Raw genomic sequence first — 20,053 nt, forward strand, 5'->3', positions numbered from 1 at the left:
CACTCCCATGAGCAAATACAACCAGATCTACAGCGATCTGCTTACCAGCATCACCACCGAACGTCTGGAACCCGGCGCCCGGCTGCCTTCCGAAACCGAATTGATGGACAGCTACCAGGCCAGTCGCGGTACTGTGCGCAAAGCCATAGAAATGCTTCAGGAACGCGGCTTCGCGCAAAAAATTCACGGTAAAGGCACCTTCGTGCTTTCGCCCAATCCGATCGAATTCCAGCTCGGCGGCATCGTCAGCTTCCAGGAAACCCACCCAAGGCTGGGCAATGACGTCAGCACCGAGGTGGTGGCGTTCGAGCAGTTCCCCCTGCAAGGTGCCTTGCGTGAACACCTGAAAGCCGAAGAAGGCAGCCTGATCACCCGGATCAAACGCGTGCGTCGAATCGATGGCAAACGGGTCATCCTCGACATCAACCACTTCGTCGCCGATCTCATTCCGGGGCTCAATAGCGAGATTGCCGAGCATTCGATCTATGCCTTCATCGAACAGACGCTGCAACTGCAAATCAGCTACGCCCAGCGCACCATCGAAGCCGTACCGCGAGGCAAGGACGACCAGCAGCACCTGGACCTGGAGGGGCAGAGCCATGTGATCGTGGTCAGCAACCAGACCTTTTTGCAGGACGGCCGTCAGTTCGAGTACACCGAGTCGAGGCACACCCTGGACAAGTTTTACTTTTCGGATGTGGCTAGACGGTGAAGGGGGATCAATGTGCCTGCTGCAGAACGGGGTAATCAATGCAGCATGCACTTCATCAATGGTGGTGGATGGGGTCTACGAGCTGTCCGGCATCGAGCAAGGCTGGTACGCCAGCATCCATCAAGACTTGCCTCTGGTGATCGAGGGCCATACGCCGCTCAGGCAGCCGGTTGTACTCGGGAATGTTTCGCGCCGATCGCCAATCCAATGAACGTCGATGCTCCACGACGATAAGGCCCGTGAGCGTTTTTACACACTCCGGGCCAAAAGCAGACAGCTCCTCCAGCAATCAAATCAGCAGATACACCGGAAAGCATTCACACAAATGCATCACCCGACGCCGGGTGTTATCCAGCAGCGCCGCGTTGTTCGGCTGCTCCAGCAGATCGGCGATCAGGTTCGCCACTTCCGCACATTCCGCTTCACCAAAACCGCGGGTGGTCAACGCCGGCGTGCCGATGCGAATGCCACTGGTGATCGCCGGTTTCTGCGGATCGTCGGGTATCGCGTTTTTGTTCAACGTGATGTGGGCACTTTCCAGCAGCGCTTCGGCATCTTTGCCGGTGATGTTCATCGAACGCAGATCGAGCAGGAACATATGGCAATCGGTGCCCCCGGACACCACCCGCAAACCCCGTCGGGTGAGGATGTCGGCCATGGTCCTGGCGTTGCTGATCACCCGTTGCTGGTAATGCTTGAACCCATCGCTCAAGGCTTCATTGAACGCCACGGCCTTGGCGGCGATGATCATTTTCGGCCGATGCTCCCGGGCCAGGGCTTCCATTTCGGCGTAGTCGAGGGTTTCGGTTTCTTTCTCCAGCCCGTAGGAAAACGCCCGGTAGAACTTGCCGGAAAAATTCACCGAGGCACCGTGGGTCAGATGCCCGCCGCGAGCCAGTGACATCCCCAGAATCGTATCGCCGGGTTCGAGCACCGCCAGAAAAACGGCTTGGTTGGCCTGGGATCCGGAGTGCGGCTGGACGTTGACATATTCACAGTTGAACAGTTTGCGGGCGCGTTCGATGGCCAGGTTTTCGATCTCGTCGACGACCTTGCAGCCGCCGTAGTAGCGCTTGCCCGGATAACCTTCGGCGTACTTGTTGGTCAGCACCGACCCTTGGGCCTGGAGCACTTCTGCGCTGACATAATTTTCTGAAGCGATCAGCTCCAGGTGGGTTTCCTGGCGATTGCGTTCGTGGTCGATCAGGCGGGCAATGGCGGGATCTAAATGTTGCAGGCTCATGGTCGGCGGCCCTCAGCGAGGGCAGCGGTTTTGCTTTCCCGGGTGCAGGTCAGTACGAAGTTCGCCACGAGGCCGAAGATCAACCCCCAGAACGCAGCGGCCAAACCGAGGAAGCTCATGCCCGAGGCCGTCACCAGGAAGGTAATCAGCGCCGCTTCCCGTTGTTTCTCATCTGCCATGGCGCCGGTCAGCCCGGCGCTGATTGCACCGAACAAGGCCAGGCCGGCAAGGGAGGCAATCAACTCTTTGGGCAGGGCGGAAAACACCGAGGCCAGGGTCGCGCCGAAGGTGCCCATCAGAATGTAGAACAGCCCGCAGGCAATCCCGGCGATGTAGCGTTTGTCGCGGTCTTCGTGGGCTTCGCGGCCGGTGCAGATCGCTGCTGTGATTGCTGCGAGGTTAAAGCCGTGGGAGCCGAACGGCGCCATCAGGACCGAGCCGATCGCGGTGACCGAAATGATCGAGCGCGCGGGGGTGTTGTAACCCGAGGTGCGCAACACCGCCATGCCCGGCACGTACTGGCCGGTCAGGGTCACCAGCGCCAATGGCAGGCCAATGTTGATGATCGCGTGCCAGCTCCACTCGGGGGCGATGAAGACCGGATGGGCCACGGCGATGGTGATCGAGCTGCCGTTGAGTTCACCGAACGAGGCCGCCACTGCACAGCCAACAATCAGTACCGAGAGAATCGCGTAGCGCGGCGAAAAGCGTTTGAAGATCAGGTAGGCCGCGATCATCGACAGCACCAGTTCCGGTTGCAGCTTGATCGAAGTGAACAGCTCGGCGCCGAAGCGGAACAGAATGCCCGCGAGCATGGCGGCGGCGATGGCTTTGGGCAGGCGTTTCATCAGTTTGTCGAACGCCCCGGACAAACCGACCACGGCAATGATCACCGACGCCACGACATAGGCGCCGATGGCCTGCGGCAGGGTGACGGTGGGCAGCATCGTCACCAGCAACGCCGCACCCGGCGTCGACCACGCGGTGATCACCGGAACTCGCAGGCGCCAGCTCAGGAACAGGCCGGTAATACCACTGCCGATGGAAATGGCCCAGATCCACGAAGACACCAAGTCGTTGGGCAGGTGCGCCTCCTTGGCTGCCTGAAACACAATGATCAAAGGGCCGGCGTAGGAAATGATCACGGCAATAAAGCCCGCGATGACGGCTGACAGAGATAGATCCTTTCTGAGTGTGTCCATGATGTCTCGACTTGGCACGACAGAGTCGCGCAGTGAACAGGGAGGATTGAGTCGATTGCTTCGATTCTATATGAGTGTATTTGAAAGAATTGAGTTGATTCAATAGGTGACAGAGTTGTTACGAGATGTTTTTTTGCTATCAATGGCTGATTTTTCTCTATTTACTGCTTAAATATATGATTTACAAGCGAATTAGCCGTGTGAAAAATATCTTTTTTGAGCATTGGATATCGACTCAATCACAGGATCAATCGAATCAATTTATCGATTGAGTCGATTTATCAGCTGCTTAACCTCCATGTGATATGCTCGGATATTCATCATTTCTACGATGGGCAGTGATCATTCATGTGGGTTCCCCAGCTAAGCGAGTTCAACCAGCCGATGTATTTGTCGATTGCCGATGCGTTGGCGCGCGATATCAGCAACGGCGTGTTGAATGAAGGCGATCGCTTGCCGACCCTGCGGGAGCTGGCCACTACCCTGAATGTCACGCCGGGCACCATCAGCCGGGCCTATAGCGAAGCCCATCGACGTCGCCTGGTGCAGGGGGAAGTGGGCCGCGGTACTTATGTGCTCAACCAGAAGCAGCTGGAACTGCCGGCGAGCAACAGCGCCGCACCGCTCAATCTGGGGCAATCCGAGTTACTCGATCTGTCGATCATCAAGCCCTATAGCGAAACCCTGGAGTACTGGTTGCGCGACGCCCTTGTGGGGATGGCCAAAAGCACCGATTTCGCCCGAGCCCTGGATTACGCGCCGGACGGCGGTCACCCGGCGCATCGCGAGGCGGGCGCGCAGTGGTTGCGCCATTCGTTGCCCGATGCGCAATGGCAGCAAGTGGTGATCACCGCCGGGGCCCAGCATGGCTTGATGGTCGCGATGAGCGCCCTGACCAACGCCGGTGACCTGGTGCTCTGCGAAGCGCTTTGCTACCCCGGTATCATTTCCCTGGCCCACGGCCTTGAGCGCCGCCTGCGTGGCGTACCGATGGACGACGAAGGGATCATTCCCGAAGCGTTGCGCGAACTGTGCGAGCGAGAGAAACCAGCGATGCTGGTTTGCGTGGCGACCTGCCAGAATCCGACGGCGGCGATCATGTCGCAAAAGCGTCGGGCCCAAATCGCGGCACTGGCCGAAGAATTCGACTTCATCATCCTCGACGACGACATCTATGGCTTCCTCGCCACCGATCCGTCAATCAAGCCGCTGTCGGCATTTGCGCCGGACCGTTCGGTGTACCTGACCAGCCTGTCGAAATCGATCATGCCGGCGCTGCGCGTCGGTTATATCCATAGCCCGCCGAAACTGCTGTCACGCCTGACCTCGATGGTGCGCAGCAGCGTCTGGATGCCGTCGCCGTTGACCGCACAACTGGCCAGCAATGTGATTACCGAAGGCCTGGACAAAAAACTGATCCGCATCCAGCGCAACGAAGCCGCCGGGCGACAAGCGATTGCCCGGGAAATCTTTGCCAATTTCGAACTCAAGACCCAGCCCTATTCGTACCACATCTGGTTGACGCTGCCCGAGCCGTGGACCAGCGACGAGTTCACCATGCTCGCCCGGGCCAACGGTGTGCTGGTACTCAGTGGCACCCAGTTCCAGGCTGAACGCTCCGGGATTTCCCGTTGTGTACGGCTGGTATTGATGTCGCCCACGAGCCAGGACGAATTGCGCTTCGCCCTGACCAAACTGGCCAGCCTGATCGAGTCCGACCCGCGACGGTACTACTGAGTCGCCGCAGGCTGGCATATTCGAAAGACCCACATCACCCGCGTGCTCCGCATGACGGTTGTGACGGTTACGGGCTGACAGGCAATCAAACGGACAAGGCATTCAACACATTTAAAAAAGGAATTTAAGAATGTTCATTGGACGACTCGCCAGATTGACCGGCTGCACACCAAAAGCCATTCGACTGTATGAACAGATGGGCTTGATAAACGAGCCGGAACGCGACGGTCGATACCGGACCTACAACGCTCACCATCTGGAAATCGTCCACCTCATTCGCAGGGCACAAATTGCCGGTTTCAAACTGGCAGAGATGAGCCCCCTGATCAGCGCCAAAAACGAGCTCAAAGGCGAGATGAACTCATTGTTCGGTCCTGCACCGACGTCAGTTCTTCATAAGGCTGGGTCGATCGCCTGCCCAGATAGACAAAAGCTGACATCAGCGCCTCTTCGGGCGGTCGCGGATTGAACCCCAATTCAGTCTTCGCCTTGACGATGCTGTACTCCTGCCGAACGTTATGGAACAGGCGCACCTGGCTGAGCAGTAACCTGGCAGGCTTGCCAGTCAGTTGCGCGGCCCGTTCCTGCATCCAGGCAATGCAGACCAATAGCCACTGCGGGGCTCGCGGTGGCTGGCGATAACCCGGTGAAAGCGCATTGACGGCCTTGACCAGATTGGCGAGCGACGATGAGCGCTCATTCGCAAGAATATAGCGCTGCCCTGCCCGGCCCTTTTCGGCGGCCAGAATCAAACCCTCCGCCACGTCGCGCACATCCACGAAATTGAAATGGAACCCTGGGTCCAGCGGGATCTGACGCTGCCTGACTGATTCCAGAAACCCCATGGTATCGGTCAGCCGGGTCGCGTTTGGCCCCACCATCGCCGAGGGCAGTACCGACACCATCCAGAGCCCCAGGTCGTTGGCGGTCCGCCAGGCCATTTGCTCGGAGAGAATCTTGGATTTGTAGTAGGCATTATCGGCCTCGTCATTCCAATGCGCTTCATCCAGAGCACTGCCGTCATGACCAACCGCGGCGACGGAACCGACATGGACGACACGCTTGACGCCCGCCCGTGCAGCGGCCTCCAACACACTACGTGCCCCCCGCACATTGGGCTCGACAATCTCGGTTTCCGGGCTTTTGGCCCAATGCTTGAAAACCGCCGCCACTTGAAACAGCACGTCGACACCGTCCAATGCCTTGAGCATTGCAGGCCCGTCCAGCAATTCGGCATAGACCAGCTCGCAATCAAGCCCCGCGAAGGGCGCCGTGTTACCGACGTCACGCACTCCGGCTCGGACTCTGTAGCCCTGACTGAGCAATGCTCTGACCAACGTATTGCCCAAATGCCCATTGGCGCCCGTGACCAGACATAACTTGCTCACTGAAACTCCTTCTTCTGGAAGAGAACCATTCTGTTCAGGATCTAGAAAATCATAAAGTCTGTCCCGCAGGACAGAGTCAAGCGTGTCCTGGCACGTTAGTTCGAGTTATCAGAAAAACACGTCAATGAAATATTTAGACACATCCGCCCGACACAACATTCAACAGACTTAACACCCACAGGTGCAGGGTCTTTTTTGACTGCCCCCCTCCCGCACTCAAGCCCCTCACCTTCTCGCCGATACTGCGACTGCATACTTTGCTCAACATATTTTATGGAAGAAGGTAATGATCAGAAGTTCTTGGCTACTTGCTGTCCTCTGCTGCAGCGCCTCGTCTATAGCCCTGGCCAATGCTTCAAATGAGAAGGGGATTCACTGCGCGGCTTACTACGAAATACTGTCAGTAGCTGGTGACCAACCAGATATCAGTCGCAAACAGTCCTCACGAGCCTTTTACGCATTTCTAAAGCATGCCGGAGATACTCCCGAGGTCCAGGAACGCATTGCGCAGAAAATGGTGGATCTTGGCAAAGAAATGCCTGGGAAAATGACCTCCGAAAATGTTGCAAACTTCAGAGATAAGTATGATGCCCAGTGCCAAGCCTTACTGAAACCCGTTTGGTGCGAAGCCTATAAAGACCCGGGAGCTTGTGCTGAGTGACGCCTTTTCGGCGGATTCACACTTTAGCTATTGTCTATTGAAGCTCTACTCTCACATAGCCCGGCCTCGTATCGGGCTTTTTCATTTGGCCTCCCCGCTGCAGAGTTGCAGGCTGTCATCAGTAAATGCCGCGACGATATCGCCTCACCTTATCTGGCAAACCGCAAACCTGCGCATCTGCAAACGATGGCCCTGTTCAAGGTGAACACAGGTTGCCGCGAGCAGGAGGTCTGCAAATTGAGGTGGGACTGGGAAATTTCGGTACCGGAACTCGGGACCAGCGTGTTCCTGATCCCCTCCGACTTTGGCGGCCGAAACGAGCGGTCAGGTGTGAAAAATGGCGATGAGCGACTGGTCGTGCTGAACAGCGTGGCGAAATCGATCATCGACAAGCAGCGCGGCCTGAGCAAGGACTGGGTTTTTCCGTACAACGGCAACGCAATGCACCGGATGAACGACTCGGCCTGGAAGAAAGCGCGGGTGAGAGCGGCGAAACTCTGGCAGGAGGAAAACCTTCGCCCCGCTCACCCCGGATACGCATCCATCAGGGTGCATGACTTGAAACATACGTTTGGCCGTCGCCTTCGGGCGGCAGGTGTCATGCAGGAAGACCGCAAGGCACTTCTGGGACACAAGAACGGCAGCATCACCAGTCACTACTCGGGCGCTGAGCTCGGGCATCTGATTGAAGCTGCGAATATGGTATCAGCAACCGACTCACGCGGACCGGTGCTGACGATCTTGAAGAGGAAAACAGGATGAAGTCCCGAAAAACTCCCCACCAATGAAAAAGCCCAACTTGCTAGAGTTGGGCTAAGTCATTGAAAAATATGGTCGGGACGGAGTGATTCGAACACTCTACCCCTAGCACCCCATCTCCTTTTTCATACTTCTTGAAAGATTCCAAAATTTTACTCTGGATTCTTCTAAGCTAGTATTTACTTGAGCTCCAGCGGTGTTCTGCTCTACGAGAGTCCAGGAATGTCCAACAAGAGCCGACGTTTTTGTGGGGGTAAAAGTAGGGGGAGTCCATTTTATGGCCAAAATCACCATCAAAGAACTCGAGTCGCTGACCGCTGAAGATGCCGGCCGCATCCTCCGGGAAGCTGGCAATCTCGCCGGTCGAATCTCCGTGCGTAAGGACGGTATATCAGTCAGCTTTTTCTATCGGTATCGCTGGGGCGACCAGAACAAAGAGTACGCCTGCGGAACCTGGCCACGCAAATCCCTGACGGACATCCGTAAGGCGCGTAACCAGGCCAGGGTGCTCATTGATGAGCAGATCAATCCCAACGAACACAAGAAAACCGCCAAGGCAAAGGCCTACGCCGCGGCTAACGTAGAGGCCGAACAAGTAAAAACGACGAAGGTGCAAACGCTGACCGTCCAGGATCTGGCCAAGGCCTGGCTGTTGGATGGCGTCGCGCGTAAAGACGGCAATGCCGAGTTGCAACGACGCTTTAACAAGGACCTTTTGCCAGCACTCGGTAAGACCGCAGTGAGCAGCGTATCCGAACACGATGTTCGGGCGCTGATCCGCACCGTGGTCAACCGCGGCGCTCACCGGCAAGCGATCAGCTTTTTCGCCGACCTCACCCAGATGTTCAGCTGGGCCAGAAAACGTCAGCCCTGGCGGGCCTTATTGATCGAGGGCGATCCGACGGAGCTGGTCGACATCACTCCCCTGATCCCTGCCGACTACGAAGCCGAACGAAGTCGGATCCTTTCCCCGGCGGAGCTATTGGAACTGTACAACCGCTTCCAGCAAATGACCGCCGATTACAACGCCCTCCCCGCAGGCCAAAAGTACGAGGGTATTCGTCCATTAAAGAAGGAAACGCAACTCGCGCTCTGGATCAGCCTGGGCACCTTGTGCCGGATTGGCGAGTTGCTGCAGGCCGAATGGAAAAATGTCGACCTGGACCGGCAGACCTGGTTCCTCCCCAGTGAAAACGTCAAAGGCACACGTGGCAAGAAACAAGACCACCATGTGTTCCTCTCGCCCTTTGCGCTGCATTTCTTTCAGGAGCTCAAGACCCTCACTGGAGACTCCCAATGGTGCTTTCCGAACAAGCAGGATGATGGGCATGTGGACGTAAAGGTGGTGAGTAAACAGGTCGGCGATCGCCAGGCCCGATTCAAAAACCGCAAAGCCCTCTCCAGACGGCGTCACGACGACACCCTGGTCCTGGTCGACGGCCAAAACGGCGACTGGACCCCGCATGACCTGCGCCGCACCGGCGCGACCATGATGCAGGCCTTGGGGGTCAGCCTGGACGTCATCGACCGCTGCCAAAACCATGTGCTGGCCGGTTCGCGGGTGAGGCGCCATTACCTGCATCACGACTATGCCGAAGAGAAGAAGTGTGCCTGGAACCTGTTGGGCGATCGACTCAGTGCCGTGCTGTCCTCAACCTATGAGCACACGCCGAACGAGTCGATGCTGTCTTTTCCAGCGTACGCGGCGCCAGAGACGCGGACACTCTCATAGGGCTGTTGCACCCAGTGTTCTCCAGAATTTAACATCCGCGACAACCCGTGTTGTGGCCTTGAATTCGCGATGAGCAAAGGTGACAGACTGCATGTACACATTCGTGAGTTTCACCGTTGCGGAACTGTTCGAAAAAGTATGGCAAACGCCCATGGTCAAATTGGCCCACGACATTGGTGTTTCCGACGTCGCCGTAGCCAAAGCTTGCCGGAAAGCCGGCATCCCTCTCCCTGGCCGTGGCCACTGGGCAAAATCGGAAAAGCAGCGACAACGCAAACCCAAGCCTCCTCAGATCGAAGGCAAGGTCCGATTCCAGGTTCTCGACCGTGACACTCTGCCCGGTAAGACTGGCACTGGTTCGAACTCACCAAAAACCCGGCGAACGATTGAAGCCCCCTCTCAATTGACTGAGCCCCACGCGCTAGTGAGCCAATGGCTAAAGACTGCAGAAGTGTCGAAGCTCAAGGAAGGTTATCTCGATTACGGAGGCAAGCGTGTATTGAACGTGATGATCTCGTCGACATTGATCGAACGCTGCGCAATCCTTTTTGATGCACTGATCAAAGAGGGTGAGGCTGAAGGTTATTCATGGAAGATCAACGCTGAAGGAAAAACCATTGCCACTGTTAACGGCGAGAGCATGGCCGTACGACTCGTTGAGCGATTAGACAAACTCCCGTTACCACCACCGCCTCCCCCCAAACGCCGCCCAGGTGCTCCTTGGGAGCCTAATTTCATGTCCCTGCGAAGCCCACAGTTTGAATGGACCTCAACGGGTGAACTGACGTTTCAGATCGAAGCGCGGATGGATTACGGAGAACGGAAAAACTGGAAGGACACCAAGACCACACAGCTCGAGAAAAAACTTTCTAGCATCCTGGTGGGCTTGAGTTCCGCATCAGTTTCTATCAAGGCCCTCCGAGAGAAGGAGGAGGCAAGAGAACGTGAATGGGTTGAAGATGAAAGACGACGCCTTGAACATGCCCGAGAATCAGAAACACAACGTCGCCTCAGACGAAGCCTCGTTAAACATACAGAGCGATGGGAACGCGCTGAGCGCTTACGAGCCTTCATAAAAGGGGTGGAAAACTGCCTGAAATTTGCCCCACTCGCAGATCAGGAGATGGCACAGGCCTGGATCGATTGGGCGCACAAGCAGGCTGACCTTCTGGATCCTCTGCAGGAGAGTCTGGCATTGATCACCACCTTGGACGTACAACTAGAAAGCTGGTTCAGTGGTTCACACTACGGACAAGCAGAGAAAGGTTGGTGGCCTGAGTAATTGGCGATTAGTAGCGTAATTGTCATCCCTAGTTGATGCTGAACGGGCTTTCACAGCCGGCGATGTAAAACTCAGGTAACGCGCCTTTGAATGGGCTCTGATCGTAACGTACAGACAATTGGTCGGCTCAAATTATCCTGCTGCTACGCTATCCTCTCACGGAGGAAAACCAATGCCTAATTCAGACCTGCTCCCTTCCCTGCTTTTCAAAATCAATCAAAACCAACTCGCCCTCGAGGCTGCCATCATGGAGTTAACTCTATGGGTCGAGCAGCGCGGATCCGCAGAAGTCGCCGATAACGTTCGCGGCGCCTTAGAAGCAATCAGTAGGAACGAAGAGTTTATCAATATGACACTCGCGGTGCTGATGGCGCCGGAGTGACTTCGTCTGCGGGTCACAAGGCGCGCGCTGTTTAATTCCTCCGCAGGTAAAAGTATCCAAACAATCCCGTTGGGTGACTGCCTAAATTTACTGCTGCAACTCGACCGATGACGGCATGCTCAGACTGCCTTCAGCTATTGACAACAGGCAGCCACAGCCAAAAGCGGTCATTTGGAGGCCACACAATGCGGATTTGCTAACGGCTGAATCAAGGCCGCTGCCCGTCAGGGCTGTCGCGCCAGCGGTGAGTTGTTAGCTGCGAATTAATAGCGATTTCAGCTCTTCAATGCTAAGGGGCGGACGCTTTTGATGGAGCATGGCGTGACAGTTTGGGCAAACAGGGCGCAGATCCTTTACCGGGTCAACTTCGTATTTTCTGCCAACGTCTGCAATCTGCGTTAAGTGGTGGATGTGGATATACCCTCGTCCAATTTCGCCATACACCCTCCCAAATTCAAATCCGCAAACGAAGCAAGTTGCGCCATAGTGCTTTTTGCATGCAGCTATAGCCTTTGCGCTTCGCTCATAGGCATTAATCGAAATCTGTTTTACCGCCCCCTCTGAGTAAACACCAGGATCTACGATTTCCTCAGGGAATTGTGTCTCTCCTCCTTCAAGAGGCTCTGATGCACGAGAACCCTGGTTATCAGACTGAACAGATGAGAAAGGCTTATTTGAATCCCGAAACCCCCATGTTATTTGGACGGGGATGGTATCTTTATACGCTACCGCAGTAGCCGCACCCGCATAGCTAAATGGGCTTCTATCATCAGTACGGTAGAAGATATGTACCTTGCCTATTGGTCTTAGCATACTCTGAATGGAACTTTGACCGAGGTGTGATCCAGTCTTTCCGTACCAGTGCAATTGGCTGCCTTCGAATTTGTTATTGTAGTCGTGACCCGTTCGCCCAGCGGCACCTATATTGCAGAATATGAACCAATCTCCTTGCCAGTTGGTATATCCGGTGTTCCAATTTCCCTTCTGCTTTTCGACTGGAACCCTACAAACATGATAGATATCGTCCTTCGTGTATCGCCTGTCAACGACAAAATTGTGCCCAGTCATTGATCCACTCCCTTACCCACATCAAGAACTAATGATAAAGATGGTTAGCTACCAAAAGCGCAAATAAGTGACACGCCGAATGACATCCATTAATTCTTAGCATCCTTTCCGGTAAAGTGCACTTGTCCGCGCTTGATTAATCGCTCCTACCTCGACGCCTAGCGGTTGCTACCGACTGCCAGGGTGGTCACACCACCGTCTGCTCCGAGCACTCTAGAGCGTCATCAATCATCCCGTGAGAAGATAACACAGTTAGTTTTGACCATTCGCTAATTCGTCTAATGAGTCGGGAGGATCTTCATACTCCTCAGATTCCGAGTTCCACCAAGCCTGATCCCACTCACCATCGCCAGCGGTGGGCTCAATATATTCCGCAGCAACCCATTGCTTGGCTGAGACATTGGTGGATAGCCTGGTAGGACACTTGACTTGGTACATCAATTTTCCATTCATAACTGTCGGCCGAATGATTTCAACTTCCGACCCCATTTTTCCGTTCTCACGATAGCTAACGCGTGATTCTGGAGTGAATACGCGGATGTGCTTACCTATCATGCCAGCGGCCTCGAGCAAAGACTCGCTGGTTGTAGTTGAGAATGAGGCAAAGATGTCGCGGATCTTTCGGACGTCACAGAGAAAATCTTCGTCGCCGGACTCAGCTTCGACTGACGCAGCGCGCTCCAAACGATTTAGCAGGAGGTCGAAGTGAAGGTAAAGACGCTCAGTGAGTCGCAAGCTGCCGTAGACCTGGTCAAATACCACAATGCAGTCGCTACGCGGTCCTCCGCCATTAATGGATCTCACCGAAATGTTAGTTGCTGCGCAGCCGACATCCTGCGGAAGGATACTGTACTCACGGGCAAACACAGCATTCAGACGCTCTACGAATCGACTCTTTGCCTCACCGGTACTGAACCATGATTCAGCGATACATAATAGTACGCCACTGGTTCGAAAGTTCCGAATACGGGCGCGCATATTTGGATTACCCTGTCGTAACTCGCTGTATGGGCGATAGACACCGGCACTCACGTCATCGTAGCCCTCTACTTTTTGTGTCACCTGCATCTGACATTCGGCAATAAACCCAAACTCTCCTCGAAGATAATGTCCCTCTAGTAGATCGACCGAAGTAACTCCTGCGTTGATCCAGGTTCGAATCCGTGGACGCGTCGATCGGTTCGGAGCCCCCAGCTTTACGCGAATAAGTGGGCCGGTAAAACCGCTCGTCTGCCATGCCTGGACTTCATAGGCTCGGCCTAAGTGCCAGTATGTTGCCCCCGGATAGCACTCTCGCAGGGCCTGTAGCTCATTGACCTCACCAATGGCAACTGCAGATGCACCATCTCCCTGCGCGATACGAAAATTAAGCTCGCCGACATTTCGCAGTGGATAACTGTAATGCGGAGCGTCCCCTCCAATCTGTGCGATCGCGTCAAACGCTGGAGGGCGATTACCGCCTGGCTTGGCCCAGTCGTATATTTCTTGAAAGCCTTCTGGCCAACTTGCCTTGAGTGGTAGGGTTAATCCGGAGCCGAGCGCCTCGAGTTCGTCCACTAGGCAGCGGGCATGTGCGAACTGCATGAACCGGTTGTCAAGATACAGATAGGAATCTTCGACCGAATGATCGTGATACTCTCGAAAGGACATCCCGTAGCTTGTAAAGGCATTCGGTCCGGCCACGATAATAAACGCGCCGGGGGATGCCCGCCCGGCACGACCGAGTCGCTGGCGATAGCCTTTACGCGTAGCAGGAACACCGACATTAATCCCCACAGTTAGGTGTGGCAGATCGATGCCCACTTCCAGCGCCGACGTCGATACCACGCCACGCAATTTGCCTGCCTGCAGGCGCTCCTCAATCTTCTCGCGGTCCTCTGCTGCGTATCCCGCCCGGTAGGGCAGCACGTCTGCCGATCCCAAGAGATTCTCGATTTCTGTAGTGTTGGAGCGTGCGAGCATTTCGACTCCCTTGCGGGAGTCCATGAAGGTTATGAACCCGCCAACTCCCTTTCCGTTCAGGAGCAAATTGTGTAGTTCCCTAGCGAGTTCCATCTCTTCGCCTGGTGGGGCTGCAACGTGCGCACAAATACGCTCTGATCGTGGTGATCCATCAAGTGTCTCTGGCACGACGTCAAACTGAACCCCCGTCAATGAAGCTAAATGCTCATCCGGATGTAGGATCGTTGCCGTAGCGGCTATGAACTGCAGCTCCTGAGGAGTCTCGACCTGCTTCTGCAAATGATGTCTTGCGACCTGCAACCGGCGAATCAAATAGGCAAAATTGCTGCCGAAAACACCTTCCAGTGTGTGCGCCTCATCCATTACCACTACGGCAAGCTGGGAGAGAAATTGCTTTATCACCGGCATAGCCAGCCGCGACATTAACCAGGCATGACACACGTCCGGTGTCATCACCACAATCCGCGCCTTCTGCAGGATGTTGTCGCGCTGTGTTACCAATACAGAGCCGTCGATCCGACCTATGGTTTCGTCTGGCATGCCAAGGGCCCGCGCCATGGCCCGCCATCCGCGCATTTGATCACTCGCCAATGCCTTGAGCGGGTAGAACACCAACACCCGACAGTTTGGGTTACTCAAAATACGATGGAATGCAATAGACCTGAAGATCAGGCTCTTGCCAGATGCAGTCCCCGTTGGAATGACTACATTCCGATGGTGGCCCAACGCTTCAAGAGCCGCTGCCTGATGCTGCCAAAGACCTTCGGGAGCAGTGAGTGCAAGGTATGCACCGACAGCGGTGGTGGCTAATAGCGGAGGTACCGGCGCATAAGCCGCCGGGCGTGATGGCAACACAAATCGCTCGACGACCGTCAGCCCCTCAGCGTCTAGAGTCTGTTTCAGTGTGTCGTACATAGCCCCCTCCTTGGCAAGCATGCACATCGGCGTGCAGTTGCACTCCTGACTCTAGCAGATGGCACAAAGCTATGAATTATCCGTGTTTGATCGTTCTTGGATGCCCGCCTCGGTTCGTTTTCTGCTGGTCGCGCGATAGGGCTGCTTGGGTCGGTTGCAGCCCTTCTGACAGTCAACAATCGGCCAAAAGCGGCCCGTTAAAGCGCCTACTAAACTAGGGGCTGCTCAGTGGTCCAGTCATGACAATCGGTGAGTAGAGATAGAGCGCCTTGCAATGCTTTAGCCCACTCATGCTTGCTTTCGGTAATATCCGGGATATCTCAGGATTGCCGAAGGTTAAGAAATGGACGTCATCCAGATGTCGTTATCGCTGCACGACCTTGGCCTCGCCTATCGCAAGGCCAAGGTTGACCTCTACTACTCAACCAACCCGTCGCTGTTCGACATTGCCAACTATGAAGACGACCTGAGCAAAAACCTCACTCGCCTGAAAGAGCAGATCGAAGCGATGAACGAGGATTGGGTGAAAGACCCTGCATTTCTCGGCACTTGGACGCTGGCACCAAAAGAAATCCAGATTGTGAAAGGAAAGCAGGATCAAAGTCTGATCTTTGCCTCACCGGAAGCCGAGTGGCTAAGCGCGACTGAGGTCGGTAACCATCCCACTGCCGTATTCCGCCTCATGGCCCGCTGCAGCATCGACTTTCACGTGCTGTCATCACTATGGATGATGGAAGTCGGCGATCTCTTCGACAAGCAGCTCAGCAGCAACGTCTTTGGCAGCCGCCTACGCCGCAACCGGCACGATGAGATCAACACGTGGGCCCTTGGATCATTCAAGCCCTATCTCAGACCCTTCCGTGAATGGCGCGACGGTGGCATCAAGGCGATGCGCACGGCCCTGAGCGAGAAGAAAAAAGTATTGGCACTCACAGCCGATGTAAGCAGTTTCTATCACGAGCTAAGCCCCGGCTTTATGCTCGACGATAGCTTCCTCAAATTAGCCAAAATTGAACTGAGCGAATCGCAGTCCAAACTGAACCGCCTGTTCATTTCCGCCTTGTTGGCCTGGGCACAAGAAACGCCACTACGAAAAGGTTTACCTGTAGGTTTGCCTGCGTCTGCTGTGGTCGCAAACGCGGCGCTAATCAGGCTCGACCAGTTCATCGAGCAACAAGTAGTGCCACTGTATTACGGTCGTTATGTGGACGACATTCTGCTGGTTATGGAAAACGCCAGCGATATCAAAACCACTGAGCAGTTTTGGGAGTGGATCTTCAGTCGTGACGGCGGCAAGGACCTGCTCAAAAAAGATAACGGCAGCATCCTGTTCAAACCTGGATACCTCAAAGAAGACCGCATCGCTTTTGAAAACAGCAAAAACAAGCTGTTCATCCTTGCAGGGTCTGCAGGTACTGCTCTGGTCAACGCCATTTCCGAACAGATCAACCAACGTGCAAGCGAATGGCGCGCGTTACCCGACCTGCCGAATTCGCCCAACACCGTGGCTACGGATTTGCTCAAAGCTACCAACCTTGCTGGAGAGCAAGCAGACAATCTGCGAAAGACTGATGCACTGACGCTGCACCGCGCCGGTTTTGCCCTTAGCCTTCGCAACTACGAAGCCTTCGAACGCGATATCCCCCCAAAGGATTGGCAAGCACACCGCCATGCCTTTTTCGCCGCAGTCATCGAGCATTTGCTCACCCCAGTTAAGTTTTTCGAACTGGCTCAATACCTCCCACGCATCATCCGCATGGCAACCGCCTGTGAAGATTTTGAATACCTAGACAAAATCATCAATGCACTGGGTGGCCTGATCAATAAAGTAGAGAGCGACTGCACTCTGGCGATCAAAAGCCTGGCTGCTGCCAACGTGCCAGCCGAAGCCCGACATTTATGGAAGCGATCCATCTGGGAAGTGACAGCGCAGAGCATCGTCTCTGCGTTTCCGCCCCGCCTAAGCAAATCGGGGACTACCGCCTGGAAGAACCAAATGACCGGCCATATGGAGAGCCTTGCCTTCGTCATTTGGAATAACTTCCTGGACAGGCCAACGAACATCACCAGCCAGCACATACAGAAGCTTCAAGCTCGGCTGTTCAGCTTCGATCTCGCCCATATCCCCTTGCGCTTTACAGGCCTGCCTCAGGAAATGGTCAGCCAGCGCGGTATTCCACTCCGTAAAAACCTCGCAACTTTTGACGCAGAAGAGCTATTGCCTGACGAGATGAGCGACGGCATCGCCACACTGGCGAACTGGCTCAGGCTTAAACGCGGCACCCCACCTGGACTAACCTTCGCCACTCGCCCATTCAGCCTCAATGAGCTTTACCTCATCGCTCCCACTCCTTTTGCCGCCTCCAGCCGCCAAACACTGGGGTTGGTGGTGCAAGCACTGCGAGGTTTTGAGCTGACCGCGCACAAGATGCCGCACCTCGACAAAAAGCAGGTTTTGCATATCCCGGACGGAGAACCCAATGCCAAACAGACCATCGCTGTGGCCAGTTTGGAAACCAAAGATGAAAGCTTTACCGCCGCCATCATGGGGTTACCCGATCCGGACGGCCTGCACCGTTACCAACGCATCAATCGCCTGATCAACGAACTTATCTCTCGGCCTGACGGCGCTGGTTACTTGATCCTCCCGGAAGTGTCTCTACCACCCCAATGGTTTATGCGTATCGCCGACAAGCTAAAGGGCCGTGGCATATCTTTGATCACCGGGGTGGAGTACCTCCACGCGCCGAGAAAGTATGTGCGCCACCAGGTTTGGGCTTCGCTAACGCACGACGGTCTTGGGTTCCCTTCGCTGATGCTCTATCGCCAGGATAAACAGCGTCCAGCATTCCATGAGGAGCAAGAACTCTTTCGCCTAGCAGGCCTGCAGATGCAGCCGACTCAAGAGCAACAGTGGCAAAAGCCTCCGGTAATCCAGCATGGTGATTTCCGCTTTGCCATTATGATCTGTAGCGAGCTGACCAATATTCGTTATCGTGCGGCTCTACGCGGTCAGGTCGACGCGCTGTTTGTTCCAGAGTGGAACAGCGACACCGACACATTCAACGCACTGGTGGAGTCTGCCGCCCTGGATATTCATGCTTACATCATCCAATGCAACAACCGCCGCTTCGGTGATAGCCGTATCCGCGCACCTTACAAGGAGCGCTGGAAGCGCGACATATTACGAGTCAAGGGAGGTAACCACGACTACTGCATTACAGGTGAAATCGACGTACTGAGCCTGCGCCAGTTCCAGTCCAGCCACCGCTCGCCAGCGTCAGGTTTCAAGCCTGTGCCAGATGGCTTCAACGAGGACATGGCATCGGATCGGAGAGTATTACCCAAAGGTGCCTAGACCTGACTCGATCAAGCAGGGTTTACTGTTTTTCATCCGTGCTGATCCAGAATCGCGCCTAGTTGCGCGGGCACCTCTGAACCTCATATCGGGCAGCAGTGCCTAGCGCAAATACGTCTGCTTTTGGCCTAGCGCGGACATCGCTATGCGCGGGTACATAGATTCTCAATCACCAGCAAGGATAGGAGCAGTTGCGATGGAACAGACAGAACAGATACTTGCAACGGTCCACGCGCTCCTACGTGCAGAGGGCATGAGCGAAGCGGCTGCCATCGTACGCGAGTATCCGGCGCATATTGAGCAGACGGGTTACGACAATTGGAATGGTGGTACAAACATCTGTGATGTGCAGTTCAAGCTGCCCGCTCAGGATTACGCCCGGCTAGGAGCGAAACGCAGCCAATTAGAAGAGCAAATTACAGCTCGACTGAGGACTGCTATTGAGCCTGAAACACAGGATTGGTACTCAGCCAAAATCGTGCCGGCAAGAGAACAGCGTACTGACTGGAGATCTGACTCATCAGATCTCCCCCGGCAAGTCCGCGTTAACATCTTGGATGGCCTACGTTTGGAAGATGTGGCTTGGTATGGTCAGCTCGACGACGTCGAGTTCTTGAGTCGTCTGTTCGACCTTCAGCAACTTCCGTCCACAGACAGTAGGTTCAAGGATGCGGCAGGTGATATCTGGCAGCATCGTTATAACAATGATGATTGGGAAAATGACTGGGTCTACACAGATTCTCGCTTTCAGCTGATTGACGGCCCGGTGGAACAGTTCCTACGTTTTCTCTGTGAGGTCGTGCATCCAATTGTCCGTCCCGATCGCGATGAGGCACTTAAATTAGTGCTCCATTTCAACGATCAGCTTCGATCTGCTGGTTGGGAGATCTATGAAGAGGAGCGCATTGCCGGTCGACCACGCTTTTCCTTCCGGCAGCGCAGCAGCTCGTCCCGAGCCGTTCTAAGAGCTAAGACCGTCGCAGAGGCCCTCGACGCAGGCTGGATGGCGAAGGAAATCGAGCGCCTGGAACATTCTGTTGATCGAGACCCTGCCTTAGCGATTGGTACAGCAAAAGAGCTCATTGAAACATGCTGCAAATCCATTCTGACAAAGCGGGCTATTCCATTTACCAAATCCGAGGATCTCGGCGATCTCACAAAGAAAGTCGCGAAGGAGCTGCAGCTCGTCCCAGAGGGCATTACGGATGCTACGAAGGGGGCGGATAACATTCGTTTGATTCTTCGGAATCTTACCCAACTCACGAACAACCTTGCTCAGTTGCGTGGACTATACGGCACAGGACATGGGAGAGACGGTCAACATCGCGGACTTCAGCCGCGGCATGCTCGGCTTGCTGTAGCTTCCGCGGTTGCCTTCATCGACTTTGTATCGGAGACCTTCCGCCATAGAGAAGGCTTGAACTGAATCGCCACTAATTTCGTAGACGCATCGGAATGACTGCTTTTGGTGAACTCTGCCGCTGCTGACCGGCTGCAATGGGTCGATCACTGCCCTTGATGACAGACAGCAACCGGCCAAAAGCGGACATCTTCTGATGTGTGGATCCGACTACTCGAGCCATTTGTGCTCCAGCTCAGGCCGAGCCCTGATGTCTGCGCTTTTACACACTCCGGGACGAAAGCAGACACTG

14 protein-coding genes and 2 pseudogenes are annotated in these 20,053 nt (G+C 55.0%); 11 read left to right on the forward strand and 5 right to left on the reverse strand.

The window, feature by feature from the left end:
- The first annotated feature begins 7 nt into the window (after positions 1 to 7).
- Both treR and ACEN8Q_RS11610 read left to right on the forward strand, forming a co-directional pair.
- The gene (gene treR, locus ACEN8Q_RS11605) at positions 8 to 712 is read left to right on the forward strand and encodes a trehalose operon repressor (protein WP_413421263.1); all 705 of its coding nucleotides are present in this window, start codon (positions 8 to 10) and stop codon (positions 710 to 712) included.
- Positions 713 to 722: 10 nt separating this feature from the next.
- Positions 723 to 923 (forward strand): hypothetical protein, encoded by a 201-nt coding sequence (locus ACEN8Q_RS11610; protein WP_413705211.1) that lies wholly within the window; start codon positions 723 to 725, stop codon positions 921 to 923.
- Between the two features lie 78 nt (positions 924 to 1,001).
- On the opposite strand, the gene glyA is transcribed toward ACEN8Q_RS11610, so the two are convergent.
- Positions 1,002 to 1,955, reverse strand: a complete 954-nt coding sequence (gene glyA / locus ACEN8Q_RS11615) for a serine hydroxymethyltransferase (RefSeq protein ID WP_413705212.1) — start codon at positions 1,953 to 1,955, stop codon at positions 1,002 to 1,004.
- Complete coding sequence (locus tag ACEN8Q_RS11620) at positions 1,952 to 3,157, reverse strand: benzoate/H(+) symporter BenE family transporter (protein WP_413421259.1); 1,206 nt, start codon at positions 3,155 to 3,157, stop codon at positions 1,952 to 1,954. The genes glyA and ACEN8Q_RS11620 overlap by 4 nt, the downstream gene beginning before the upstream one ends.
- Positions 3,158 to 3,505: 348 nt before the next feature.
- Here ACEN8Q_RS11620 and ACEN8Q_RS11625 point away from each other — a divergent pair, with 348 nt between their 5' ends.
- Complete coding sequence (locus tag ACEN8Q_RS11625; RefSeq protein WP_413705213.1) at positions 3,506 to 4,894, forward strand: PLP-dependent aminotransferase family protein; 1,389 nt, start codon at positions 3,506 to 3,508, stop codon at positions 4,892 to 4,894.
- A 130-nt stretch (positions 4,895 to 5,024) separates the two neighbouring features.
- Positions 5,025 to 5,210 (forward strand): annotated as a pseudogene (locus ACEN8Q_RS11630) (MerR family transcriptional regulator); the annotation flags it as partial.
- Positions 5,211 to 5,238: 28 nt separating this feature from the next.
- Here the strand turns inward: ACEN8Q_RS11630 and ACEN8Q_RS11635 are convergent.
- A complete protein-coding gene (locus ACEN8Q_RS11635) occupies positions 5,239 to 6,282 on the reverse strand; it encodes an NAD-dependent epimerase/dehydratase family protein (protein WP_413705214.1) in 1,044 nt (347 codons plus the stop codon).
- Between the two features lie 286 nt (positions 6,283 to 6,568).
- On the opposite strand from ACEN8Q_RS11635, the gene ACEN8Q_RS11640 reads away from it, so the two are divergent.
- The 5 genes and pseudogenes from ACEN8Q_RS11640 (at position 6,569) to ACEN8Q_RS11660 (ending at position 11,098) form a co-directional block, all read left to right on the forward strand.
- Positions 6,569 to 6,943, forward strand: a complete 375-nt coding sequence (locus ACEN8Q_RS11640) for a hypothetical protein (RefSeq protein WP_413421253.1) — start codon at positions 6,569 to 6,571, stop codon at positions 6,941 to 6,943.
- Positions 6,944 to 7,111: 168 nt separating this feature from the next.
- Positions 7,112 to 7,705: pseudogene (locus tag ACEN8Q_RS11645) on the forward strand (tyrosine-type recombinase/integrase); the annotation flags it as partial.
- A gap of 274 nt (positions 7,706 to 7,979) precedes the next feature.
- A complete protein-coding gene (locus tag ACEN8Q_RS11650) occupies positions 7,980 to 9,434 on the forward strand; it encodes a tyrosine-type recombinase/integrase (protein ID WP_413705215.1) in 1,455 nt (484 codons plus the stop codon).
- 91 nt (positions 9,435 to 9,525) lie between these two features.
- Positions 9,526 to 10,716 (forward strand): hypothetical protein, encoded by a 1,191-nt coding sequence (locus tag ACEN8Q_RS11655; RefSeq protein ID WP_413705216.1) that lies wholly within the window; start codon positions 9,526 to 9,528, stop codon positions 10,714 to 10,716.
- Between the two features lie 172 nt (positions 10,717 to 10,888).
- The gene (locus tag ACEN8Q_RS11660; RefSeq protein WP_007992519.1) at positions 10,889 to 11,098 is read left to right on the forward strand and encodes a hypothetical protein; all 210 of its coding nucleotides are present in this window, start codon (positions 10,889 to 10,891) and stop codon (positions 11,096 to 11,098) included.
- A 252-nt stretch (positions 11,099 to 11,350) separates the two neighbouring features.
- Here ACEN8Q_RS11660 and ACEN8Q_RS11665 read toward each other — a convergent pair whose 3' ends face one another.
- Both ACEN8Q_RS11665 and ACEN8Q_RS11670 read right to left on the reverse strand, forming a co-directional pair.
- Complete coding sequence (locus tag ACEN8Q_RS11665; RefSeq protein ID WP_413705217.1) at positions 11,351 to 12,166, reverse strand: DUF3427 domain-containing protein; 816 nt, start codon at positions 12,164 to 12,166, stop codon at positions 11,351 to 11,353.
- 252 nt (positions 12,167 to 12,418) lie between these two features.
- On the reverse strand, positions 12,419 to 15,043 hold the full coding sequence (locus tag ACEN8Q_RS11670) for a DEAD/DEAH box helicase (protein WP_413705218.1): 2,625 nt from the start codon (positions 15,041 to 15,043) through the stop codon (positions 12,419 to 12,421).
- Between the two features lie 343 nt (positions 15,044 to 15,386).
- Here ACEN8Q_RS11670 and ACEN8Q_RS11675 point away from each other — a divergent pair, with 343 nt between their 5' ends.
- On the forward strand, positions 15,387 to 18,401 hold the full coding sequence (locus ACEN8Q_RS11675) for an RNA-directed DNA polymerase (protein WP_413705219.1): 3,015 nt from the start codon (positions 15,387 to 15,389) through the stop codon (positions 18,399 to 18,401).
- Positions 18,402 to 18,597: 196 nt separating this feature from the next.
- On the forward strand, positions 18,598 to 19,827 hold the full coding sequence (locus ACEN8Q_RS11680; protein WP_413705220.1) for an abortive infection family protein: 1,230 nt from the start codon (positions 18,598 to 18,600) through the stop codon (positions 19,825 to 19,827).
- Positions 19,828 to 20,053: the final 226 nt, after the last annotated feature.

It is taken from the genome of Pseudomonas sp. Pseusp16 (genome assembly GCF_047324915.1).
Lineage (GTDB): Bacteria > Pseudomonadota > Gammaproteobacteria > Pseudomonadales > Pseudomonadaceae > Aquipseudomonas > Aquipseudomonas fluorescens_CD.